General features: G+C 55.5%; 27 protein-coding genes and 1 riboswitch. Of the genes, 15 read left to right on the top strand and 12 right to left on the bottom strand.

All coding sequences use genetic code 11. The annotated features are described in order from the left end of the window. Nucleotides 1–52 precede the first annotated feature (52 nt). The 8 genes from EKL30_RS11425 to EKL30_RS11390 all read left to right on the top strand — a co-directional run bounded on the left by EKL30_RS11425 (nt 53) and on the right by EKL30_RS11390 (nt 6725). The gene (locus tag EKL30_RS11425) at nt 53–1111 is read left to right on the top strand and encodes a methionine ABC transporter ATP-binding protein (RefSeq protein WP_126707369.1); all 1059 of its coding nucleotides are present in this window, start codon (nt 53–55) and stop codon (nt 1109–1111) included. After that, on the top strand, nt 1092–1745 hold the full coding sequence (locus EKL30_RS11420; protein ID WP_126707368.1) for a methionine ABC transporter permease: 654 nt from the start codon (nt 1092–1094) through the stop codon (nt 1743–1745). Before EKL30_RS11425 ends, EKL30_RS11420 begins: the two co-directional genes overlap by 20 nt. A gap of 49 nt (nt 1746–1794) precedes the next feature. Beyond that, nucleotides 1795–2595 (top strand): MetQ/NlpA family ABC transporter substrate-binding protein, encoded by an 801-nt coding sequence (locus EKL30_RS11415; RefSeq protein ID WP_126707367.1) that lies wholly within the window; start codon nt 1795–1797, stop codon nt 2593–2595. Nucleotides 2596–2763: 168 nt separating this feature from the next. After that, entirely contained in the window at nt 2764–3480 is a 717-nt protein-coding gene (locus EKL30_RS11410) for a DUF2946 family protein (RefSeq protein WP_126707366.1), read from the top strand. 49 nt (nt 3481–3529) lie between these two features. Then, complete coding sequence (locus EKL30_RS11405) at nt 3530–4117, top strand: NUDIX hydrolase (protein WP_126707365.1); 588 nt, start codon at nt 3530–3532, stop codon at nt 4115–4117. Nucleotides 4118–4170: 53 nt separating this feature from the next. Then, nucleotides 4171–4911 carry a leucyl/phenylalanyl-tRNA--protein transferase gene (aat, locus tag EKL30_RS11400; protein WP_126707364.1) on the top strand — a complete coding sequence of 247 codons (741 nt, stop codon included), beginning with the start codon at nt 4171–4173 and terminating at the stop codon, nt 4909–4911. 40 nt (nt 4912–4951) lie between these two features. Next, entirely contained in the window at nt 4952–5680 is a 729-nt protein-coding gene (locus EKL30_RS11395; protein WP_126707363.1) for an arginyltransferase, read from the top strand. 7 nt (nt 5681–5687) lie between these two features. Further along, nucleotides 5688–6725, top strand: a complete 1038-nt coding sequence (locus tag EKL30_RS11390; protein ID WP_126707362.1) for a quinone-dependent dihydroorotate dehydrogenase — start codon at nt 5688–5690, stop codon at nt 6723–6725. Nucleotides 6726–6842: 117 nt separating this feature from the next. Here EKL30_RS11390 and phaP read toward each other — a convergent pair whose 3' ends face one another. After that, nucleotides 6843–7424 carry a TIGR01841 family phasin gene (phaP, locus tag EKL30_RS11385; RefSeq protein ID WP_126707361.1) on the bottom strand — a complete coding sequence of 194 codons (582 nt, stop codon included), beginning with the start codon at nt 7422–7424 and terminating at the stop codon, nt 6843–6845. Nucleotides 7425–7842: 418 nt separating this feature from the next. Between phaP and EKL30_RS11380 the strand changes: the two genes are divergently transcribed. Beyond that, nucleotides 7843–8820: a tripartite tricarboxylate transporter substrate-binding protein gene (locus EKL30_RS11380; RefSeq protein ID WP_126707360.1), complete on the top strand. Its 978-nt coding sequence runs from the start codon at nt 7843–7845 to the stop codon at nt 8818–8820. A gap of 48 nt (nt 8821–8868) precedes the next feature. Here EKL30_RS11380 and EKL30_RS11375 read toward each other — a convergent pair whose 3' ends face one another. The 3 genes from EKL30_RS11375 to EKL30_RS11365 form a co-directional block, all read right to left on the bottom strand. Continuing rightward, nucleotides 8869–9681, bottom strand: a complete 813-nt coding sequence (locus EKL30_RS11375; RefSeq protein WP_233583044.1) for an IclR family transcriptional regulator — start codon at nt 9679–9681, stop codon at nt 8869–8871. Nucleotides 9682–9744: 63 nt separating this feature from the next. After that, the gene (locus tag EKL30_RS11370) at nt 9745–10551 is read right to left on the bottom strand and encodes a molybdopterin-binding protein (RefSeq protein ID WP_126707359.1); all 807 of its coding nucleotides are present in this window, start codon (nt 10549–10551) and stop codon (nt 9745–9747) included. Nucleotides 10552–10553: 2 nt separating this feature from the next. Next, nucleotides 10554–11369, bottom strand: a complete 816-nt coding sequence (locus EKL30_RS11365; RefSeq protein WP_126707358.1) for an EI24 domain-containing protein — start codon at nt 11367–11369, stop codon at nt 10554–10556. A 60-nt stretch (nt 11370–11429) separates the two neighbouring features. On the opposite strand from EKL30_RS11365, the gene EKL30_RS11360 reads away from it, so the two are divergent. Further along, nucleotides 11430–11819: a thioredoxin family protein gene (locus EKL30_RS11360; RefSeq protein ID WP_126707357.1), complete on the top strand. Its 390-nt coding sequence runs from the start codon at nt 11430–11432 to the stop codon at nt 11817–11819. Here EKL30_RS11360 and EKL30_RS11355 read toward each other — a convergent pair. From EKL30_RS11355 to EKL30_RS11345, 3 genes are all read right to left on the bottom strand, one after another. Next, entirely contained in the window at nt 11799–13175 is a 1377-nt protein-coding gene (locus tag EKL30_RS11355; RefSeq protein WP_126707356.1) for a DEAD/DEAH box helicase, read from the bottom strand. The two genes, EKL30_RS11360 and EKL30_RS11355, sit on opposite strands and share 21 nt — an antisense overlap. Nucleotides 13176–13342: 167 nt before the next feature. Continuing rightward, the gene (locus EKL30_RS11350; protein WP_199748547.1) at nt 13343–13687 is read right to left on the bottom strand and encodes an AzlD domain-containing protein; all 345 of its coding nucleotides are present in this window, start codon (nt 13685–13687) and stop codon (nt 13343–13345) included. Beyond that, nucleotides 13687–14526, bottom strand: coding sequence for an AzlC family ABC transporter permease (locus EKL30_RS11345; RefSeq protein ID WP_126707354.1), 840 nt, complete (start codon nt 14524–14526; stop codon nt 13687–13689). Before EKL30_RS11345 ends, EKL30_RS11350 begins: the two co-directional genes overlap by 1 nt. Before the next feature lie 70 nt (nt 14527–14596). On the opposite strand from EKL30_RS11345, the gene EKL30_RS11340 reads away from it, so the two are divergent. The 4 genes from EKL30_RS11340 to EKL30_RS11325 are packed head-to-tail and all read left to right on the top strand — an operon-like array spanning nt 14597 to nt 17353. Then, entirely contained in the window at nt 14597–15517 is a 921-nt protein-coding gene (locus tag EKL30_RS11340; protein ID WP_126707353.1) for a branched-chain amino acid transaminase, read from the top strand. Nucleotides 15518–15562: 45 nt separating this feature from the next. After that, nucleotides 15563–15775, top strand: a complete 213-nt coding sequence (locus EKL30_RS11335; RefSeq protein WP_126707352.1) for a zinc-finger domain-containing protein — start codon at nt 15563–15565, stop codon at nt 15773–15775. Between the two features lie 55 nt (nt 15776–15830). Continuing rightward, the gene (locus EKL30_RS11330) at nt 15831–16253 is read left to right on the top strand and encodes a nuclear transport factor 2 family protein (protein ID WP_126707351.1); all 423 of its coding nucleotides are present in this window, start codon (nt 15831–15833) and stop codon (nt 16251–16253) included. Nucleotides 16254–16261: 8 nt separating this feature from the next. Continuing rightward, a complete protein-coding gene (locus EKL30_RS11325; protein ID WP_126707350.1) occupies nt 16262–17353 on the top strand; it encodes a YheT family hydrolase in 1092 nt (363 codons plus the stop codon). A 62-nt stretch (nt 17354–17415) separates the two neighbouring features. Here the strand turns inward: EKL30_RS11325 and EKL30_RS11320 are convergent, their stop codons facing one another. The 5 genes from EKL30_RS11320 to EKL30_RS11300 form a co-directional block, all read right to left on the bottom strand. Continuing rightward, entirely contained in the window at nt 17416–18924 is a 1509-nt protein-coding gene (locus tag EKL30_RS11320) for a M48 family metalloprotease (protein ID WP_370246261.1), read from the bottom strand. An 18-nt stretch (nt 18925–18942) separates the two neighbouring features. After that, complete coding sequence (locus EKL30_RS11315; RefSeq protein ID WP_126707348.1) at nt 18943–19803, bottom strand: cytochrome c oxidase assembly protein; 861 nt, start codon at nt 19801–19803, stop codon at nt 18943–18945. 28 nt (nt 19804–19831) lie between these two features. Next, nucleotides 19832–20167 carry a hypothetical protein gene (locus EKL30_RS11310; protein ID WP_126707347.1) on the bottom strand — a complete coding sequence of 112 codons (336 nt, stop codon included), beginning with the start codon at nt 20165–20167 and terminating at the stop codon, nt 19832–19834. A 312-nt stretch (nt 20168–20479) separates the two neighbouring features. Beyond that, nucleotides 20480–21472: a sodium:calcium antiporter gene (locus tag EKL30_RS11305; RefSeq protein WP_126707620.1), complete on the bottom strand. Its 993-nt coding sequence runs from the start codon at nt 21470–21472 to the stop codon at nt 20480–20482. Between the two features lie 38 nt (nt 21473–21510). After that, nucleotides 21511–21672, bottom strand: a riboswitch (yybP-ykoY riboswitch). Nucleotides 21673–21695: 23 nt separating this feature from the next. After that, nucleotides 21696–22148 (bottom strand): NINE protein, encoded by a 453-nt coding sequence (locus tag EKL30_RS11300; RefSeq protein ID WP_126707346.1) that lies wholly within the window; start codon nt 22146–22148, stop codon nt 21696–21698. A gap of 53 nt (nt 22149–22201) precedes the next feature. Between EKL30_RS11300 and EKL30_RS11295 the strand changes: the two genes are divergently transcribed. Next, nucleotides 22202–23362, top strand: coding sequence for an FAD-dependent monooxygenase (locus EKL30_RS11295; protein WP_126707345.1), 1161 nt, complete (start codon nt 22202–22204; stop codon nt 23360–23362). The last annotated feature ends 5 nt before the right edge of the window (nt 23363–23367 follow it).

The raw sequence follows: 23367 nt of genomic DNA, 5'->3' as shown, positions 1-23367 counted from the left end.
GCGGCAGCAGTCCGTGCTTTGAAACGGCCTGCTGCCTTTTTGTATCTGACTCATGATAGAAATACAGGCAGTATCCCAGCGTTTCGAAGGCCCATCCGGGCCGGTCGATGCTATACGCGACGTAAGCATTTCGATACGCAAGGGCGAGATCTTCGGCATTATCGGGCGCAGCGGCGCCGGCAAAAGCACCTTGGTGCGCACCCTGAATTTATTGAACCGCCCTACCTCGGGCCAGGTACTGCTGGATGGCAAGGATATTACCAGCCTGAATCCCGCCGAGCTGCGAGCCGCGCGGCGCCAAATCGGGATGATTTTTCAGCACTTCAACTTGTTATCTTCAAGAACGGTATATGGCAATATTGCGCTGCCTCTGGAATTGGCCGGTGTCAGCAAAGCGGAAATCGAGCGAAAAGTACGCGAACTGCTGAAGCTGGTCGACCTGTCCTCGCTGGCAGACCGCTACCCGGCCCAGATCAGCGGCGGTCAGAAACAGCGTGTCGGCATTGCTCGTGCCCTGGCCAATGATCCCAAGGTGTTGCTCTCGGACGAGGCGACCTCGGCGCTGGACCCTGAAACGACGCGATCCATTCTGGACCTACTGAAAAGAATCAATCGCGAACTAGGGCTGACTATCGTACTGATTACACACCAGATGGAAGTCATCAAGATGATCTGCGACCGCATGGCCGTTATGGAAGCCGGCGAGTTGATTGAACATGGATCAGTGCTGGACATATTCCGGGCTCCTCAGCATCCAGTGACACGCTCGATGATAGGCGATGTCATCGGACAGGACCTTCCCAAGGGCGTGCTTCAGCGCGTTCGGGCAAAACTGGCCCAGACCCAGGAGGGCGAAGGCCAGGATCACTTGCTTCGCCTGGCTTTTACCGGCACAGGCGTTGAAGACCCTTTGCTATCGGAGGTGGTGCGACGATTTGGACTGGACTTCAATATCCTGCACGGTCAGATCGATGAAATCCAGGAACAGGCTTTCGGATCACTGGCAATTCTGGCGCGCGGAACCAGCGAGCAAATCGAGCAGGCGAAGGCATTCATGCGTTCGCGCGGCGTAACGGTAGAGGAGTTGAATCATGTCATCGCAAATGATTGACTTGTTTATAAAGTCATTTCTGGAAACCTTGCTGATGGTCGGAGTATCCGGCGTAATCGGCGCGGCGGTTGGAGTCCCGCTGGGCGTGTTTTTGTATTTGACTGATCGCAATGGCGTGCTGCCGGCAATCACCCTTAACCGTAGCCTGGGCATTATTGTTAATGCAGTGCGCTCGACGCCATTCATTATCTTGCTGGTTGCCATTATTCCGCTTACGCGTTTTTTTGTCGGAACCTCAATCGGGACTGCCGCCGCCATTGTGCCTTTAACGATCGCTGCTGCACCATTTGTCGCCCGTCTGGTGGAAACCTCGCTGCGCGAAGTCGATCGCGGCTTGATTGAAGCGGCTCAGGCCATGGGCGCCACCACTTGGCAGATTGTCTACAAAGTATTGGTTCCAGAAGCGTTTCCAGGCATCGTCGCGGGCCTGACCATTACCTTGGTCAGCCTGGTCGGCTATTCCGCCATGGCGGGGGCCGTCGGCGGCGGTGGCCTGGGCGACTTGGGCATACGTTATGGATATCAACGCTTCCTGCCGGAAGTTATGTTGCTGGTCGTACTGATTTTGATTGTTTTTGTTCAACTGGTGCAGACCTTAGGTGATGCATTGGTACGTCGTTTGAGTCATCGCTAGCCTTATTCCGGTCATCGCGATTTCACTATTATTTTTCAAGAGGAAGCAAATGAAGCGTCGTCAGTTACTGCAATTCGTAGCCGGTCTGGGCGTCGTCGCCAGCCTTGCCGCCAGCCCTGTCATGGCTCAGGACAAAACCTACAAAATCGGCGTCACCGGAGGCCCGCATGCCCAGATTCTTGAGTTCGTAAAAGGCATTGCCGCCAAAGACGGCTTGAAGATCGAAGTGGTGGAATTCAGCGATTATGTGCAGCCTAATGCAGCACTGGCCGCTGGCGATCTCGACGCCAACAGCTATCAACACCTGCCTTATCTGGACGCGCAGATCAAAGACCGCGGCTACAAGTTGTCGAATGCCGGCTACACGATCACCTTCCCAATGGGCATTTATTCCAAGAAAGTCAAAACATTGACCGACTTGCCAAATGGCGCTCGGGTTGGCATTCCCAACGATCCAACCAATGGCGGTCGCGCCCTGCTCGTGTTGCAATCGCAGGGACTGATCAAGCTTAAGGCCGACGCCGGCCTGAAAGCGACACCCCTGGATATCGTTGAAAATCCTAAAAAGCTGAATATTGTCGAACTCGATGCGGCGCAATTGCCTCGCTCGCTGTCGGATCTGGATGCCGCTGCGGTCAACGGTAATTATGCAGCCTCGGCCGGTTTGGACCCAGTGAAAGACGCCATCGCCATCGAAGATGCAAAAGGCCCTTATGCCAACCTGATTGCGGTACGCACTGCCGACAAGGACCAAGCCTGGATCAGCAAACTGGTGAAGGCTTACCACTCGCCAGAAACCAAGGACTTCGTGAATACCACTTTCAAGAACTCAGTGATTACCGCCTGGTAAATCGCCTAAGAACGACCGCTCTGTCTTGCAGCCCCGCCATACGGTATCGTGCCGTGGCGGGGCTTTTGCGTAGGGCCGGACGGCTATTCAAGATAAGAACACCACAAGCCAGGACTCGGCATTGCTAGTACTATCGTCCCGTATACCGACATGCGGATGATGATGACTATGGACGACAATGTACTCGCCGCGATGGCTCGCTGGCCTGATGTGCCAGATGTATATGGGTGGCTTTCATTATCGGAAAGCGGTCATTGGCGTCTGCATCCGACAGGAGACGCCTGCGCCGATGGGAACGATAGCAATAGTCTCGATAGTAATGATGGTCCCCGTACCGGCTCGCACGCTCCAAGCCGCGGCGAAGGTATAACCAGCCCGCAGATCCTTCGGTTTATTGATCACAATTACGGTCACGACGATCAAAAGCGCTGGTTTTTCCAAAACGGCCCACAAAAAGTCTATGTACGTGTGGATGCCGCCCCCTATATCCTGCACACCCAGACTGCCAGTTCCGCCAACCCTTGCGGGCTGGTCACCCATAATGGCCTGGCTGTCGGCGCCATTCGTGAGTGGTGCCTGGATGACAGCGGAAAACTATATGCACAGACCGACCACGGTCCGGGTTTGGTCGCTGGCCGCGACCTGGCATTCATACTGGAACGGCTCCACACCCTTGACGGACAAGCCCTTCTTGAGATTCTGGAGCGTTATCCGGACCGGAAAGATCCTCTTGACACACAGCCGCTGCGAGGGGCAGACACCGGGCCTGCGACGCCGCACAATAAGAATAAGCGGTCAAGCGCCAAAACGCCCTTCCAGTTTGCCGCGGCGACCGACATTCCCCGGCTACTTGGGTTTGTACGCTGCCCGACACCATCAAAATAGACTTACTTCCGGCTTCTCATGAAGCCGCCGATTTGGTTAGAATCATCCTATGACCTTGCAAGCTCCCACTTTCTACTTTCCTGCTCCGCGCGCGCAAAAATTTTGTAGCCAATGTGGCAATCCTCTCAGCCTGTACATACCGCCAGACGACAATCGCCTTCGGGACGTCTGCGATACATGTGGCGCGGTGCATTACCAGAATCCGCGCAATGTGGTGGGCGTTGTGCCGGTGTGGCAAGACAGGATTCTGCTTTGCCGGCGGGCTATCGAACCACGCTACGACAAGTGGACATTACCTGCCGGCTTCATGGAGCTTGGTGAAACGACGGCTGAAGGCGCGATGCGGGAAACGCAGGAAGAGGCAGGGGCACAAATCGAATTAGGGCCGCTTTACACCGTGATCGATGTTCCCCACGCGGAGCAAGTACATTTCTTCTATCTGGCAGAAGTGCAAAGTGCAGAACTCTACCCTGGCCCCGAAAGCCTCGAAGCGGCATTCTTCGACCTCGACGACATTCCCTGGTCCGAACTCGCGTTTCGCACCGTAACCACCACACTGGAACACTACCTCGCCGACAGGCAAACGGGTGTGTTTCCCGTTCATCACTACGTTATACCGGGACCTTTTCCTAAATAGAGGACAGGTTTCCGGCTCGGACGTGCATTTTTTCTTGTAAAGGCAGCACCTACATGGCCCGGCTGATCTGGCTAGACGAGTACGCCCCGCTTCCTCATCCTGATCAGGCCCTGCCAGAAGGGCTATTGGCAGCCGGCGGCGGCTTATCCATTGAGCGCCTGACCGAGGCCTACAGCAAAGGAATATTCCCATGGTTCAATGAGGGCGAACCCGTATTATGGTGGAGCCCCGACCCGCGCATGGTGCTTTCATGCCACGAATTCAAGGTTTCCCACTCGTTAGCCAAAAAACTTCGACAGATTGGCCGTAACGAATGCAGCGCCGAAGCCAGGATACGCGTCACCACCAACACTGCCTTTATGCAGGTCATCCAGGCATGTGCTGCTCCCCGAAGAACTCAGCTCAATACATGGATCTCGCCAGCCATCCAATCCGCGTACGGCGCCTGGCATCGCGCCGGACGTGCACACAGCGTGGAAACCTGGATCGACGGTCAGTTAATGGGTGGCATTTACGGCGTCAATCTGGGCACCTTTTTCTTTGGCGAATCCATGTTTAGCCGCGCGAACAACGCCAGCAAGGTGGCCTTGGCGTATCTCGTGGCTTTTCTGCAGGAACGGGGTATACAGCACGTAGACTGCCAGCAAGAGACAGAACATCTTGCCAGCTTGGGTGCCAAGCCGATCAGCCGCAAGCATTTCCTGACCCTGTTAGCGCAAGCATTACAGAACCCGCCGCCCAAATGGGGTTCCGGTCAAATACTGCGATCAGGCACGCTTGCGCCCAGGGAATGAATGACGCCATAATAGTTGTACAGCATTACCGAGTGCAGCCATGAGCCATCCGACCGAGCTAAAGCTTAAAACGTTGCAGTTTTACTCTACGGCGGTTTATCCGTGCAGTTATATTTCAGGACTTGACGCGCGATCGCAGGTGGCCGCTCCTACGCACCTCATCGATACCGGCACTTATTCCAGCCTGGTCGAGCAAGGTTTCCGACGCAGCGGCCTTTTTACTTATCGGCCCCATTGCGATACATGCCAAGCGTGCACCCCCATTCGAATCGATACTCAGCGCTTCGCTCCTAGCCGAACGCAACGCAAAGTTTGGAAGCGGCACAGCGCGCTTCAGTCCCAGGCGATGCCCCTGCACTGGGAAGCCGAGCATTTTGATTTGTATTTTCGCTATCAGCAGGGACGCCATCCCGGGGCGGGCATGGACGAAGATAGCCAGTCCCAGTACCGACAATTTCTGCTTACCAGCCGGGTCGATTCGCGGCTAGTCGAGTTCCGCTTGCCTTCGGGCCAACTGCAAATGGTGTCGGTGATCGACGTACTGGAAACCGGACTTTCGTCGGTTTATACCTTTTTCGACCCTGATGCTCGGGGCAGCCTGGGAGCCTATGGGATTCTCTGGCAGCTTGAACAATGCCGCAATATGAAGCTGCCATGGCTGTATCTGGGTTATTGGATTCGCGAAAGCCGTAAAATGGCATATAAAACACAATACACACCCTACCAGATACTTCAAAATGGAGTCTGGACCGAGCCGGCCACCTTATAAAGCAACAATGTCACTTCTATTCAACTCATACCCTTTGGCTCGCTCAGTACTGTTTTCGCTTGACGCCGAAGCCGCTCACGAGCTAACGCTCTCCTCATTGCAAAAAGCCTACGACTGCCGCCTGACCCGTAACCTGCTGGCATCTGAACCCGAATTGCCCACCACGCTTATGGGCCTTAGCCTACGCAACCCCGTCGGCCTGGCTGCGGGGCTTGACAAAAACGGGGCCCATATCGATGCACTTGGAAATTTGGGATTTGGCTTTGTGGAAGTGGGAACCGTGACTCCTCAACCACAAGCAGGCAACCCCAAGCCACGTATGTTCCGGCTCCCGCGAGCCGAGGCGCTGATTAATCGACTGGGGTTCAATAACCATGGGCTCGAAGCCTTTATCGCCAATGTGCAAGAAAGCCAATGGCGCAGCAAAGGTGGCATCCTGGGCCTTAATATCGGCAAGAATGCAACGACTCCCATTGAGCGCGCTGTAGACGATTACTTGGCGGGCCTTGAGGGTGTTTACCCCCATGCCGATTACGTGACCGTGAATATTTCATCGCCGAATACACAAAATCTCCGGTCCCTCCAGGGCCAGGACGAGCTTGCCGGACTATTGCTTCCCTTGCAGGAAAAGCGTAAAGCGCTTGCCGACCAATGGGGGCATCGCGTTCCTATGGTGGTAAAGATTGCGCCCGACTTGAACACCGAACAAATCGATATCATCGCTGCCCTGCTCCCGCGCTACGATGTCGACGGCGTCATTGCCACCAATACCACGCTGTCACGTGATGCCGTGCAAGGCCTGCCGCAGGCCGGTGAAGCCGGGGGCTTATCAGGCCCGCCGGTGCACGAGTTGTCGTTGCGGGTGATTAGCCGCTTGCGCGAACAATTGGGCGCCTCGTTTACCATTATCGGTGTAGGCGGGATCGTGTCGGGTAAGCAAGCTAAAGAAAAAATATCGGCCGGCGCCGACGCAATCCAGTTATACACTGGCTTGATCTATCGCGGTCCGGCGTTAATCCGGGAATGCGTGCGAGCGCTCGCATAACGGCAGCATAAGCTGAAGCCCCGAAGAATTTCTTCTTCGGGGCTTCAGATTTTCAGCCATGTACGGTATGTTGCAGCAACGCTGTACCGCGCTGCCGCTACACCGCTACCGCACTATTCAGGCAGAAGCGCGGCGGGCACGTGGGCCGCCCGATTTCGCTGCTTCGGCGGCGTCGGAAGCCGCCTTGAAGGTTGCGTTCGTTGCTGCCGTAATGTTGGATTCAGCGGCATCGGCAGCCTGACGGGTAGCCTTGGCAACCGATTCATAAGCACTGTTGGCCGTGGCCAGCGAGGACTTCAGCAGGGCAACGGCGCCTTCCGATCCAGTAGGTGCGTTCTTGGCGATTGTGTCGATGACTTCAGTTACTTGTTGCTGGCCCTGAGCAATTTGCTCTTCGGTTAGCTTGGATAAATCGACCTGCACACCCGAAACGATGTCATATACATGTTTGCTGTAGGCCAGCGCTTTTTCAGCACCGGGCTGAACCAGAGCCGACGTGAAAGCGAGTGCTTCCTGAGCATCTTTGACTTCAATGACTTGCTGCGACTTTTCAGCAACTTCTTCCATCGTGGCTTTAATGACTTTGAGATTCAAGTCGACCAGTTTTTCGAAACCACCAAAAAATGTGTTCTGGATAGCAAGGAATCTGTCCAGCGAAGCTTTTTGGTTGGCCAATACTTGTTGAGGGATCGCGCTCATAATATTTCCTTAAATGGAACCTGTAAGGTTCGTGGTAGTTGAACTAGGGTTCAAGCGTAAATCTAAAGAAGGTTAAGCAAATCACCTGCAACTGTGAAAACCTTCCATGCTGCACCGCACAAAACAAATTCTACCCGATTAATTCTTCAAGTCAACCATTTTTTGTTGCGCCGCAACAAACGGCCAGGTACGTAGAAATACAGGCGAATCTGTCCTATTGTTATCGGCTATAAGGGCTAAACCTAAGCGACAATGTGTCGATATTGCCGTAGCATCCGCGTCAGCTTGATGACAGTTTTCCCGGGAAGGATAAATTGTCCTACCGCAAACTATCAGAGGCAACCTATATAACAAAGTTATTGCCATCGCAATAACTCTTAACAATTTTGTTTGCCGACGCGCAAACGGAGACTGAATCATGCACCACTCTTTGAAGCACAGCCCAGCTTTAGTTTTGGGAGCCCTACTGCTGGTAGGGGCCGCTCAAGCCGCCGAGTATCCGACTCACCCCATCAATATGGTGGTGCCGTTTTCGGCAGGCGGGCCTACCGACAACGTAGCCCGTTCACTCGCTGAAGCCATGCGCCCCACCCTGGGCCAGCCCGTCATCGTGGAAAACAAAGGCGGAGCGGGCGGCACTATCGGCACCACCCAGGTTGCGCGCGCCAAACCAGACGGCTACAGCCTTTTACTGATGCACATCGGTTTCTCTACTGCCCCTTCCTTGTATAAGAACCCAGGTTACGATCCCAAGACCAGCTTCCAGCCCATTGGCCTGGTGGTGGATGTGCCCATGACGATTATTGCGCGCTCGGATTTCCCCGCGAACAACATCAAGGAACTGGTCGAATATATCAAAAAGAATAAAGAAAAAGTTTCGCTGGCCAATGCAGGTATCGGCGCGGCAAGTCAATTGTGCGGCACCATGTTTACCCAGGCAATCGGGGCGGACCTACTTACTATCCCCTACAAGGGTACGGCTCCCGCCATGAACGATCTACTAGGCAAACAAGTGGATATTCTGTGCGATCAAACCACCAACACCACCCAGCACATCAAAGCCGGAACGGTTAAAGCCTACGCGGTAACCAGCAAAGAACGGGTCAGCACGTTGCCAGACCTGCCAACAATGCAAGAGTCGGGCTTTAAAGATTTCGAAGTCGGCATCTGGCATGGCATGTGGGTACCGGCAGGTACGCCCAAGCCCGTTACCGACAAGTTGGTGACAGCACTTCAAACGGGGCTTGCGAATCCCGACTTCCAGAAACGCATGGCTGGTCTGGGCGCAACCGTATTGACGTCGGAAGCCAATCCCGACGCGTTGGCCAAGAAAGTGGCACAACAGGTGCCCCAGTGGGAGGACATGTTCAAGAAAGCCGGCCTACAGCCGCAATAACAACGCTACAGATCGGTTCAGACGGCTGGGAGGCCGTCTGAATTCCGTCTATTCCTGTCCTTCGTAGCCCAAGGCTTCCGATATTTTGGCAGCCGTGCCAAGCAAAATCGGTATCCATTCATCGCGCATGCGCTCAGCTGGTGCCGAAATCGATAGCCCGGCCTGTAATTTTCCTGTGTCATCGTAGACGCCGGCCGCGATACATCGCACGCCCATTTCAAGCTCTTCGTTATCGCGCGAGTATCCAAGGCGCCTTATTAAAGCCAGATCGCGCTCGAGTTGTTCGGCCTGGGTAATGCTATTGCGGGTCGTACCAGCCAGACCCGTACGCATGGCATACGCCCGTACTTGCCGCGGATCGCTGACCGACAAAAATAGTTTTCCGGTAGAAGTCAGATGCAAAGGCGCCCGGCCTCCGATCGCCCGTACGACTTGCATGCCAGAACGTTCGCTCCATGCGCGCTCGATGTACACAATTTCGTCGCCCTGCTGCAAAGAAAGATTAACGGTCTGCCCGGTAATCTTGTGCAGTTCGCGCATCGGCTCGATTGCAACCTCGCGCACATTAAGACGGCCTTTGACCAATGAACCAAGCTCGAGCAACCGCATGCCCAACTGATACAGGCCGCTGTCGACCCTTTCAACGTAACGGCCGACAACAAGATCGTTAAGAATGCGATGCGTCGTCGAGGTGTGCAGGCCGGTGGCCGCTGCCAGATCTTTCAAAGGAACCGGTTCTGAATGCCGGGCCAGTACGTCGAGCAAGCGCATGGCGCGTTCCAATACCTGAATGGTAATGGGCGAATCTCGCATCGCTGGAACGCTGGGGACAACAGGGGTATATAAATAAGATTGTGTCATGGCCTGGTTATGTCGCAATGCAACAATTCCATAATATGAAACAAACAGTCCGTCTGGCAAGATTTATTTTTGGGGAGGAATAAGTTCCCCGCCAACTCTGAGCACTTCCGATCGCAGATACGCCAAGGCTTCAGCGGCAGCTTGAGGCTCCCCTTTGACGCCCAAATCAATATGCGGGAACCCCGTCTCGCCCATACTGGGCAAGCTGAACGCCTTCACGCCCGGCCATTTTCGTTCGAGCTCTTCTAGGGCAGGCGTAATACGGGATTCGGGCAATTTGAAAACCAGGAAGGAATGTTCAACCCGGGTAATGGTGTGATGAAGGTCGCGGTAGCGCGTATCGAGCGTCCATTCCATCATGGGCCATGCCATGACGGGAAAGCCGGGCATGAATGTGTGGTTATGCACAAAGAAGCCGGGTATCTTGTTATAAGCATTGGGGACAATTTCGGCGCCTTCGGGGAACATGCCCATCTGCAAACGTTGCTGATTCTCGGGCAGGGACATATCACCGCTGCCTTGGCCGCGGCGTTCGTTATCGGCGCAACGTTCGGCAATCAGATGCGCCGCCTCGGGATGTAAAACCAATTCCACACCCAATGCCTGTGCAGCAGCTTGGCGAGTTTGATCATCAGGCGTAGCGCCAATTCCGCCGCAACAAAAAACAATACCGGGAGTCGCAAAGCTGCGCGCGAGGGTCGAGGCAATAACGTCTCGTTCATCGGAAATGAATTCGGCGCCCGATAGCTGCATGCCGCGTTGGGATAATAGTTCGATCAGTTTCGAAAAATGTTTATCCTGGCGCCGCCCGGAAAGAATTTCATCGCCGATGATGATCAATCGGACTTTAGGAGTTACAGCAATTTGCATAGTTAGGACCTTGATCCAGTTAATTCGGCGTCGAGGACGGATTGTGACCGCAACTGCCGCAGGGCTTCAAGGCTGAAATGAGCGTATACCAGCGCAGAAAATACCGGCAAGACAAGCCATGCGGGTGGAAACAAATTTATCAGGGACAGACAAAACCCTATTAGCCATAGCTGCCGGTTGTGTCGGCTGAACAGGAAACGCCGTTCCTCGGGGGTCGCGTGTTCGATGATGGCGTCAACACGCAGCATACGAGTGAATGCGAATGCCCACCAGAAAATGGGCAAAAGTATGGGAAACGGCGGAATAAGCCACAACGGCATCGTAATCAGCCAACCGGCCACAAATAGCGTTCCAACCCAGATGGCGTTCCAGGTTCCCACGGCAGTACTGTACTTGCCCTGGCGCACTATGCCTTGATACTCGCGCTTTTCAAGATGCCGCAGAACGATAGGCATAACAAAAACTGCCGCGATCACCAGACCTAATATGCCCGACATGGGGAGCAAAATGGCGACTGCGAGCAAAGGTATCAGATAAAGCTTGATGGAGAACAGCCCTACGGCAAGCAACCACTGGTCGACCTGGTTGACGATCTCCCAGTCGGCGGCTTCGGTATTGAGCCAACCGGTCAGTGGCGTCCAGAAGGCCCATAGCAATACAATGGCACCTAGAAGGGCAATAATGAAGGGTAGAAGCAAGGCCGCCAGCATTTTCGGATGACATTGCGATACCAGTGCCCTTTTGAACGCAAGGCCTACAGCCCCCACTCCACTAACAGCCGGCGAGCGGGCACGAACTGCCAAATTAGTATTGTTCATAGTTCAAGCCTTGAATTAATGACCTGACTATCATAGTCAAACCGGATGCCATTTGTCTTTATGCCTGTATATGATTCCCAACATGATGCGCCCGCACTCCGTTCGCGTCTGAAAGAAAGCACGGGTTTGGTCATTGCTTGTTATTGCGCAGCCTGGTGTGACACCTGCACCCAGTACCGACCAGACTTCGATTCACTTGCGGATCAGTGGCCACAGCACACCTTTGTCTGGATCGACATCGAAGAAAGCCCCGACTTACTGGGTGAGGAAGACGTTGAAAATTTTCCAACAGTAGTCATACAAGGCCCAAAGGGCAACCTGTTTTATGGCACCCTGCTGCCTTATATCAGCCATCTGGCGCGCCTGATAAGTCACATGGATGACCGCACGCCAGTCATTAAGGGCGGACCAGCATTGCTGCAGATACTGCTAGCCCCTGCCGCCCAGTAATACGCCTACCGAGCGCTTGCTTGTACTGACCGCTCCGGTCTTGGAGGCGTCGGTCGTTGTGCTGCTTGACGCCGAGGGCACGTAGGGCCGGGAGAAAAAGTCGTCGACAGGCCTTGATGTGCTGGCTCCCGACGGATACCGACGTTCACCGCGGCCGGCTGAAGGCGCGCTGCGCACCGGCGCCGGCAATACCAACTGACCACGAGGAACCTTGAATTTGATGAGCTTTTCGATATCAAGCAGATACCGTTCCTCGTCGGGCGTGTAAAAGGCAATCGCTTCGCCCGAAGCGCCAGCACGACCAGTGCGGCCTATACGGTGAACATAGTCCTCGGCGTTGTAGGGGAGATCGTAATTGATGACGCAGGGCACACCCGCGACATCGAGACCACGCGCTGCGACATCGGTGGCAACCAAGACCTCGAGCTCTCCGGCCTTGAATGCTTCCAGAGCTTTCATGCGATCGATCTGACTTTTGTCACCGTGTATGGATTCGGCTTTAACGCCGTCGCGCACCAGTTCCCGTGCCAGTCGACTCGTGCCGATCTTGGTATTGGAAAAAACGATCACCTGATTGAAACCGCGTGACTTGACCAGGTGTACCACGGCGGCACGCTTTTCACTTCCCGACATCGCATAAGCGATCTGAGTAACGTTTTCCGCTGTGGCATTGCGCGCGGCAACTTCGATTTCGGCCGGATTCTTTAGATAGGTACGGCCGAGCTTGCGAATCTCGTTGCTGAACGTAGCGGAAAAGAGCAGGCCTTGCCGGTTAGCCGGCAACAGACGCATGATACGGTCCAGATCGGGCAAAAAGCCCATATCCAGCATCCGGTCGGCTTCATCAAGGACCAGAATCCCGACCTGACTCAGGTTGACATTTTTTTGCTCAACATGGTCAAGCAATCGGCCTGGCGTGGCAATCAGCACTTCACAACCGCGGCGTAGCGCTTCGCGCTGAGGATTAATATCGACCCCGCCAAAAACCACGGTGGAACGCAACGGTGTCGACTTGCTGTAAGTGACGACACTGTCGGATACCTGATCGGCAAGCTCGCGCGTAGGCGTCAGAATGAGGGCTCGAACCGGATGGCGTGCCGGAGACGCGCTGGCGTTTGCAAACTGCATCAGACGATGCAGGATCGGCAAGGTGAACGCTGCGGTTTTCCCGGTACCCGTCTGGGCAGCCCCCATGACATCCCTGCCGTCCATGACTATCGGTATGGCTTGGGCCTGGATAGGCGTGGGTATGGTGTATCCGGTTGCGGCGACCGCCGTGAGAATGCTGGGATGCAAGCCGAAATCGGAAAAAGTGGCGGCTGAAGTGTCGATTTGTGTGTTTGTAGTGTCTGTCATTGAAAGTGGTTTACGCCCAACGCCGGAGTACCCCGCGCGAAGCTTTTATAACCCGGTTATTTTAGCGCAGCGTGGTCAAGCTTCGGTATTTACTGTGTTTTAGCCGCAACGAGCGGCCGCAAAAACCCGATAGTGTCGCTAAAACCATACGCTTTGTTACGATTCAACTACGCCACATGGTGCGATAAGGCGCGCAGGATCCAGTAAGCGACCATACCGCCCACAATAACAAGCAGGCTGCTGCGGGTGCGCCAGTAAAGGAAAACGGCGATCAACGCCGCCAATACCTTCAGATCGAAGACCGGGCCAACTTCTGCGCGCCACGGCATAAGCTCGGGAATAACGATACCTATTAGCGCAGCAGTAGGCGCATAACGAAGAGCCCGACGCACCGGCTCGGAGAGCGGCAGGTAATCTCCGAAGAGAAAATACCCGGCCCGGGTAAGGAAACTGCAGATCGCCAGGAAAACGATCGCGCCCAGTATATAAAAATCGTAATTCAATTCAGCCATCATCCCTTCCTGGCCCTATGCTGAATGGCCTCGCCTAGCACGCCAGCCAGCACACCGCCCAGCACGGCGGCGGCCAATCCTAAGCGCAATGGCAACGGCTGTCCCAGCCAGGCAATCAAGCCTGCGGTCAGCAAGCACATCGCCATCGGACGGGTCTTTACCAGCGGAACAATGATCGCCATCAGCGCTAATACCGCCGCGAATTCCAATGACCAGCTGGCCGGCACCAGGGCGCCTAAATAAATCCCCAGCAATGAAAACGAATTCCACACAAACCAACCGGGAACAATAATGCCCAGGTAATACCATAACTGTTCGGTGCCGCCTTTTTCTTTGCTTTCACCATAGCGCCCCATGAAAAGCACAAAAGCGATATCAGTCGAAAAAAAACCGAGTCCGAGACGTTTTGGCCATACCAAGTGACGAAAGAACGGCTGTAGCGCGGCGCCGAAGATCAGAAATCGAATATTGACCACCAGCCCCGCGGCAAATATGAGCCATAGCGGTGCCGCAGATTCAATGAGTGGCAAAGAGGTCAACTGGGCGGAGCCGGCATACACCAGCAGGGTCATCAGGGTCGCCATGGATTCGGTAAGACCTGATTTGACCAGGGCAATACCTGTCACAAATCCCCAGGTTCCAGTGGCCACCAGTGCAGGCAGCGCATCGTGTAGGCCTGCCTTGAAATTCAGCCGGTTATGAGGGTCCTGCCATTTCGAAAAAAAACCGATCTGAGCCACCACGCGCACCTTATGCAACTCGGCAAGCCCGTGGGCCAACGCCGTACTTTTAGCCTGGGTCGGAATCGACCTTTTCTTGTCACCAAGAAAGCGGCGCATATTTTTGGAAAGTCGTTATTGTAAGGTCGCCGCCCTTGCTACAATCAAGCCTCATCTTTGGGAGAGCCTAATGTCCATGTCCGATCGTGATGGTTTCATCTGGTATGACGGCAATCTAGTGCCCTGGCGCGATGCCACGACCCACGTCCTTACACACTCTTTGCATTATGGCCTGTCCGTTTTCGAAGGCGTGCGCGCATACAACACCGACATCGGCACGGCCATCTTTCGACTGCATGACCATACCAAACGATTGTTCAACTCGGCTCATATCTACCAAATGCAATTGCCGTTCGACCAGGACACGATCAACGCAGCGCAGCTCGAAGTCGTACGAAGCAACCGTCTGGATTCCTGCTACATCCGTCCGATAGTGTTCTACGGTGCCGAGAAAATGGGCGTTTCCCCCAAGGGTGCCGTGGTTCACGTGGCGATCGCGGCCTGGCCCTGGGGAGCCTACCTAGGCGAAGAGGCACTAAAGACAGGGATTCGGGTCAAAATCTCTTCGTATGCGCGCCAACACGTTAACGTGACCATGCCGCGCGCCAAAGTCGCCAGTACCTATGCCAACTCGATTCTTGCCAATGCCGAAGCGCTTGATCACGGCTACGACGAAGCCATCTTGCTCGACACAGATGGTTTCGTGGCAGAAGGTTCCGGCGAAAATGTCTTCATCGTTAAAGACGGTGTGCTATGCGAGCCGGAAATCGCCTCGGCGCTTACTGGTATTACGCGTTCCACCCTTCATTCGCTAGCGGCCGACCTTGGCATTCCCATTCACACCAAACGCCTCACGCGCGACGACCTGTACATTGCCGACGAAGCCTTTTTTTCGGGTACAGCGGCGGAAGTCACCCCTATACGCGAAATCGACTTGCGTGTAATCGGAACAGGTCGCCGAGGACCCATCACAGAAAAGCTGCAAAATGCTTTCTTCGATGTCGTTAATGGCAAAAATACCAAATACCATCACTGGTTAAGCAAAGTATAACTATCTGTCTGGCCGTACCAGACCCATTATTTTTTAGGACACACCATGAGCAGCGCCCCAACATCCGACGTTCCCAAAGACCAGACCATTTTCGTCGAGGCGAAAGATCTGCCGCTTTACTGCCCACGGCCGGGTACGCCCCTATGGAGCATGCACCCCCGCGTGTTTATCGAGGTCGTCAAGACAGGCAGGGCTCTGTGCCCCTACTGTGGCGCGGCGTACGAATTAAAAGAAGGTGAAAAGGCACACGGGCACTAAGCAGCTCGTTTGCCAACTGTCATTTGCCATCTCGACAACACACGGTCTCCGCTTTATGTTTACAACTCCCCAAGAGGCTGAACAAGCCTTCTACCAGGCACTTCGACAAGCAGACCTTGCGCTGATGATGCGTGTCTGGGCCGACGACGAAGATATCGTGTGCATACACCCCGGCGGCGTTCGCGTCGCCGGCCACGTAGCGGTACACGACGCCTGGCAGCAAATATTCAACAACGGGCCCGTAGTAATCAATCCGGTGCAACCTCTGATCATGTCCAGCGTGATGAGCTCGGTACATGTCCTGATCGAACAGATCACGGTCAAAATGGCACAGGGGCCAAAAACCGCAAATTGCTACGCGACCAATGTGTTTCATAAAGGCCGTTCCGGCTGGAAAATGGTTATGCATCACGCCTCGCACGCTCCGCAAGACGTCGACATCCTCGGGTTGGAAGACCGCCCCGACACCTTGCACTGAAGGCGGATGTGACAGCACAGATTGACACCTCTCCCTGCCCAACTCCGGCGTGGCTGCCTGGCGGCCATGTGCAAACCCTTTACGGAGCACTCGCTGCCAGCTATCACCACATTTCCTTTGTGCGCGACCGAGTCAATACGCCCGACGGCGACTTCCTGGATATGGACTGGACTGGACCCGGCCTGTTTTCAGACAAGCTGGCCAACGGAGCAACTTCGGAGCCCGACGGCAGCCTGGGCCAGACCGCCGCCAGGCGTTGGATGCGCGAAGACGACTGGGCGACGCTGCCTAGTGCTCCCAACAGTCCGGCGGTGGTGCTGTTCCATGGCCTCGAAGGCAGTAGCCGGAGTCACTACGCCCAAGCGATCAGCCAATATTTCCGGGCTCGCGGGTGGATAGTCGTTATCGCTCATTTTCGTAGTTGTTCGGGCTTTCCCAACCGCATGGCGCGCGCATACTTCTCAGGTGATTCGGAAGATATCGGCTTCATGCTCGACACCGTGCGGCGGCGCTTGCCCAATGCACGGTGGCACGCTATTGGTGTGTCGCTGGGCGGCAACGCGATGCTCAAGCACATAGGGGAACAGGCAGAGGCCGTGTCGTGGCTAGCTGCCTGCGCTGCCGTATCTGTGCCTATGGACCTGGTGGCGTGCGGAACACGCCTATCCGAAACTTGGCTAGGGAAGCATTTATATTCGCGCAACTTCCTGAAAACCATGAAGACGAAAATCATGGAAAAAGCGAAGCGATTTCCCGGCAATATCGACGCCTTAAGGCTTAGCCACGCTAAAAGCCTGCGCGACTTTGACAACCTGTACACGGCCCCCATGCACGGCTACAAGAATGCGCTGGATTACTGGACGCGAGCTTCCAGCAAGCCCTATCTGAAATCCATAGCAGTCCCTGCTCTGGTGCTCAATGCCCGGAACGATCCTTTCATACCAGGGCCCTCCCTGCCGGGATCTCACGATTGCTCGTCCAAAGTCGTTTTACACCAGCCTGCCGAGGGCGGGCACGTGGCTTTCGTTACTGGCAGTTTTCCCGGGAACATAGGCTGGTTGCCGACCCGCCTGGCGCGATTTTTCGAGACCGGCGTCTAGCCGACAACGCAGTAAATGCGCTAACGGCTTAACGAAATCAGGCAGTGCGGCAAGCTAGCCGACTAGGGTTTGAAACGTTCAAGCAGTTCGCGGTCCGCCTTGAGCCGTTCCTTAAGGTTGCGAATTTGCACATCAAGCTCGGACTGAATATAAAAATCCTTGGTCATCGCGCGCGCCTGCTGCAGTTGCTCGACGGCGGTCGGAAGTGCGCCCGTCAAATCATAGTAGGTAGCCATGCTGCGCCGCGCCGCAACGTTCTGGCCGAGCCGATCCTGGCTTTGCGCCAGCAATTGATATAAGCGGGGCACATCGGGCCACTGCTTGATAAGTTGCTGCAAAAAAGGCACGGCCTCGGTATCGCGGCCGGTTTTCTGCAATGAATCGACTTTGGCGAGCGCAATGCCTTGACTGTCAGGCCAGCGATCCCAGGCCGCGTGGGCTAATTTCAGGGCGTCCGCGGCGTTGCCTTTAGCCAATGCCAACGACACCGCGAGTCCGGCTATTTCCGGGGAGTTACGGCCGCCTCCCTGCGCTTTTTTCAGGGCATCCTCGGCCTGTGCAAGGTCTTTCTGCTGGAGAGCCGCGTAGGCAAGTCCGTACCAGGCGGCAGACTGCTCTACTCCGTTCGACTGTTTCGCATCGAGCTGCAGCTTTTCGATTGCAATGCGCCGCGCCTGAGCGTTACGAGCTTGTGCGATTCGCAATTTAGCCCGTATGTACCAATACGAGTCGCTGCCCCTGGTATGAACGGATGGAGCTTCGCTTACGCGGTTCTCGATATCGGCCAGGCGCTGAATCGACAAGGGGTGGGTGCTGGCATAGTCGCCGCCGCCCATGCCCTCATTCAGCCTGGATGAATTGCTTAATTGTTGAAACATCCGGACCATGCCGCGCGGATCATAGCCCGTTTTGCGCATCATTTCGAAGCCGGCGCGATCGGCCTCTTGTTCGGCCTGCCTGGAAAAACCCAGTTGCCGGTCGACTGCCGCCGCCTGGCCAAAAGCAGCGACGCCCATCGCCAGATCGCCACTGCCAGAAAGCGCGGCAAGCAGTGCGGCAGCCAGTGCTGCCATCATGACACCAGTGCTTTGAGACTGTTGTGTTAGCCCCCGCGCAATGTGACGCTGAACGACATGACCGATTTCGTGTGCCACGACGGAGGCGAGTTCGGATTCGGATTGCGACGACACCACAAGACCACTATTTATTCCGATATATCCACCTGGCAATGCAAAAGCATTGATTCGGGGATCGCGTACACCAAAAACGGTAATACGCTGGCCGCTACCGCCCGAAGCCTGCGCCACAAGACTACGCCCCATGTCGGTTAGATACTGGCTGACATCAGGATCGGCGATATAGGTGGGATCACGGCGACCTTGTTCCATGATGGCGTCGCCGAGCGTTCGCTCAAGGGCCGGGGAAAGTTCGGCCGAGGAAGCAGAGCCCATGCTCGGTAGACCGACTGGCTGGCCATACACCAGCCCTGACCCTAACAATACCGAGGCCAAACCAGCGCACGCAACCTTGGCGCGAAGGGAGGTCCGGAAGCGGGGGCGAGGTAAGGTCATGTATTCAATATGGCAATGTCAGGGCGCTGAAGCCGTCAATGTATGCCGCGCCAGGCGATCTTGTTTGTTTGGCAGTCGGTTTTTCCCTGACAAACGCATAAGCGTGGCCAAGGCGAACAGCAATCCAAAAACTTCAACAAAGCCTGCCAGCACCCACATCGTAAGGCCCCCAATGGCCTGATCCATTACTGCGGTCATGCCGGGAATGGCCCGCCCGCATAGATCAAAGATGGGATACAAATCGTACTCTGTGAAGGTGATGATGGCGCCCACGACCATTTGCGGGACCATGGTCAGTACCGGTGACAGAATGCGCCCGCCCGGCGACATTACAGCCGGCGGACTGGGACGGCGATCAAGAATAAGGTTCCAGTACAGGAAACCGCTGATCACAACCGACCAGTTCATGAAGCGATAGAGCCGCCAGTCGAGCATGGAGTAAAACTGAACCGTTGGGATCAGAAAACCCAGAACAAGCGCAACAAAAAGCACAGGCACGAGAATTTTGTTCGTAAGGACCGCAATTACCGCCCGGCCAGCTTTACTGCTTCGAAAGTCACGCAGACGCAAACGCCATTTCATCGGCAAGCCGGCACGCATGGCCTGACCTGGATAAGCGCCCATTATGAACAGCGGCCCCAGATGGTGCAGGACCAAGTGCTGTAGCCTATGTATGAAGAACATGCGCTCGGCATAATAGTCGATGCGGGTATGCATCGACAGATACAGCAACACCATGCCGATCCAGAAAAATGCCTGTCGCGCAGCGCTGACCCGGTGCACCCGGGTACCACGCACAAATAGCCAACCGCCCACAAAGAACATCAGCAACAGCGCAGGAGAGAATTCCCAAGGCGTGAGCCAATCTATTAAATTCATGGAAGACAATCCGGTAAGCGTGACCTCGCTAGTTTAAAGCAATATGACGCCGATCGCCCCACTGCACCTGATGTACCCCAGGGTAGGAACTTAGCTGTCGCGCCTGCGACATCAGGACCGAGCGCAGCTCCGGCGGGCAATTGACCGTAACGCAGGTTCGCGCCATATCGTGTTGCTGAGCGTTGTCGACCAGCAGATTGGCAACTTGCAGGCCTGCCGCTTCGAAATCGAGATAGATTTGCTTGCGCACGTCTGCCAAAATATGACGGGGGCACACAACAGTAAGACGCGATACCGAGCTGGGCTTGCGTACCGGTGCCGCTTCAACGCCTGCGCGGCGTAAGAAAAGATTGAAAAGGCGCATAAAACCTCCCGCTAAAAGTGGTTGTGCAGGACACAACACCAACCTGTCGCGGCATACGCAACAGGTTCCGTTTATTGAAAAACGACGGGAGTTTGAATACTGAATGTATTCTTCAAACTACCACGCCCTTGAAAACCAGGGCGTGGCTAAAGCTGTGCTAAGTGTGAGCCTGCTTTTATGCCGGAACGCGCCTGGAAATTGAAAAGCCGATAATTGATCGGCTACTACTATCGCCGGGGTCGGAATTCACCGCACAGCTCCTATAAATTGAACACGCCGCATTGTAATAGATCGCGCTCCTGCCAACAAGCCTCATCTGACAAAATACAGGCCAACGAAGCCCGCGAACACCAGATAAAAACCGCTGACCCCCGCCAGCATGGGCACCCGCATGGCGCCTCGGCGGAATAACAGCCATAACACACCAATCGAGAGCAACGTGAGGCCACCAGCCACGAGCAGAGGCGTATCGAGAATCCACGGCGTCATGAAAATGGCCATAGCGCTCGGTATCGTTGCCTGTATCATCATGGAGCCAGAAATGTTCGCCAAGGCCAGCCTTGCCTTCCCCTGCCGAGTCCAGATGATGGCATTCATGATTTCGGGCAATTCAGTCGCTACGGGGGCCAGCAGGAGGGCCGCTATGTGCGGCGCAATGCCTACCCAGGTTCCGATGGATTCAATTTGGCGCACAAATATATGCGAGGCGACGGCAATGGCGAGCAGCGCCAGTACAGTTTGCAATACGGCCCAAAACATCGAGGGATTCGAGCGCCGCAGCTTTAGTGGCTCAAGCTCTTCCATGACCATGGAGCCTTCGTCAGTGCTTAGTTCGCGCTTTACATAGTAGCCATAGACAAGCAAAAACAGGAATCCCAGCCATGGCTTCCAGGCGAACACCACAAGCCCAAGGCCGATCTTCACCACAAAAATGACCATGAACCATGCTTGATCGCGGGCCAGTCTTTCTTGCCCCACATCGATCTTACAGTGCTGTCCGGCGCGATGTTGGCGCCAGAGCATAATGCCGACAACGGCATAGGCGAGCGTGGCCAGCACCAAAGGGCCGCCCAGCGCAGCGCCTACACCGATATCCTTTTGTTCAGGAGTATCGCCGAAGACCACGGCCACGAATGTCACGGCACTTTCGGGTAAAGCCGTGCCGAAAGCAGCTAAAACGGTACCGACCGCTGTGGCGCCCAGATTAAGGCGGCAACCTACCCATTCAACGCCGTTGACAAAAAACTCGCAGGCAATATAGATGGCGAAAGCGGAAAGAAAAAAGAGGAAAACGGTGAGCAACATATAAACCAGGCCGGGCGTGCGAAAAACCATGGCGCATCGGTGCGTCGAGCCCGGCAAAAGGCAACGCATGATGGCCAAAGGTCTCGCCTGGTGTGCAATGTTGCTGCAACAACCGCTTACGCCATAGTGGTGAGCACTAAGTATGTTGACGCAAGCACCCTGGTGGAAACCAAGGCTGGCTACTCCCCAATGACGGAAGGAACCAGGATTCTACCAGATGCGACTAGTGGGGTAACGGCTGCAGGACGTACCCGTCGAGCCAGCCCATAGCGGTGTATACGTACACGACGATCATGGCGATACCGAACATAATTACTGTGCCGCCTACGAAGGTAGTGACGATTGCAACAATGACGGCGTTCCACCCGGTGCGTGTGACCGACCCCGAACCGAGGTTATATTTGCTATCGAACCACTCATCAGGCTTCAATGCAAAAATCAGCGCCTCGATGAATCCGTCGGTGATTGGCACGATGAGCATCAGGAAGGCGGGGTTATCCCACCAGACGGGATAAAATTGCGCCAGCACCAACATGAGTACGGAAAATGCGGTCACCAGCACAGCGCCGCGCCGCCCTACATACCACCAGTGGGCCCCGAACACGCCAAGGAGGCAGGCCAGCCATGCGGCTGCTACCTTGCTGCGATGACGGACAGGAGTGGTAAATTGCTTCATATCGGGCCAATAACCTTAATATTTTGTGCATTGTAGTAGAGCATGGAACAAGCATGGATCTTCCCACATACGATATCGCCATTAGCGGCGCCGGTCCGGCTGGCAGTGCGCTGGCTTTAATGCTGGCCAGCAGGTCGCCCCATCCCGAACGCATAGCCGTGCTGGGTCCACGCTTTATCGCGCCCGGTACCTTGCCGCAAGCCTCCGGTGCCGATCCCCGTACCCTGGCGCTTAATCAGGGCAGCCGGGTACTACTGGAGCACTTGAATGCGTGGCCCGACGAATCCGCCAGTATCGAAGTGGTGCATGTGTCCCAGCGGGGCAGATTAGGCCGGACGCTGATTGATCATGCTGAATTAGGCGTTCCGCGTCTAGGAAGCGTAGTGTCCTATGACGCGCTGCTTGCAAGCATGCACGAGGCGTTGGCCCGAAGCGGCGTCGACCTGATCGAAGCCACACCCTCGCAACAGCTTGCTTCCGGACGAGTGGAATGGGACTTGGGCGACCGGCGGATCAGCAGCACACTGGCAGTTCAGTCCGATGGGGCCCGCCCGCAGGGCATCCATCGCGATTATAAGCAGCATGCGGTCCTGGCTACCGTGCGTGTTAGTCGCCCCCGCCGCGGGTGGGCTTTTGAACGCTTCACGGCGCAGGGCCCGCTGGCCATCCTGCCTCACCCCCATGACCAGGACCTGTACGGTGTTGTCTGGTGTTGCGCACCGGCCGAGGCGGCGGGCCTGCTTGCGCTGACTGACGACGCGTTCGAAGTGATCCTGCATGAAACCTTTGGCGATCGCCTTGGGGGGTTTGGGTGCATCGGCGGACGCCACCTATTTCCTTTGTCACTACACGCCGGGCCTTCGCTTACCAACGCGCGCAACGTCGCAATCGGTAACGCCGCCCAGACCTTGCACCCGGTTGCCGGGCAGGGTTTGAACCTGGGCTTACGTGATGCGGCACAGTTGGCCCAGGCCTTATTACCATGGCTTGCGCAGCCCCAAACCGACGCGACTCATTTGCTTGCCCAATTCGCCCGAGCCCGTCGGCCTGATCGATGGTTGACCGCCGGAATTACCGATTTTTTGCCACGCGTCTTCGCCACGGGCAACCCGTTGGTCGAACATGCCTGCGGACTGGCTTTGCTGAGCCTGGATCTGCTGCCTCCGCTGCGTAACACCCTGGCGCGGCAATTGCTACAGGGCCTGCGCACCTGAATGCT

Source organism: Candidimonas sp. SYP-B2681 (assembly GCF_003971065.1).
Lineage (GTDB): Bacteria > Pseudomonadota > Gammaproteobacteria > Burkholderiales > Burkholderiaceae_B > Pollutimonas.
This window is presented reverse-complemented; position numbering and strand designations above follow the sequence as displayed.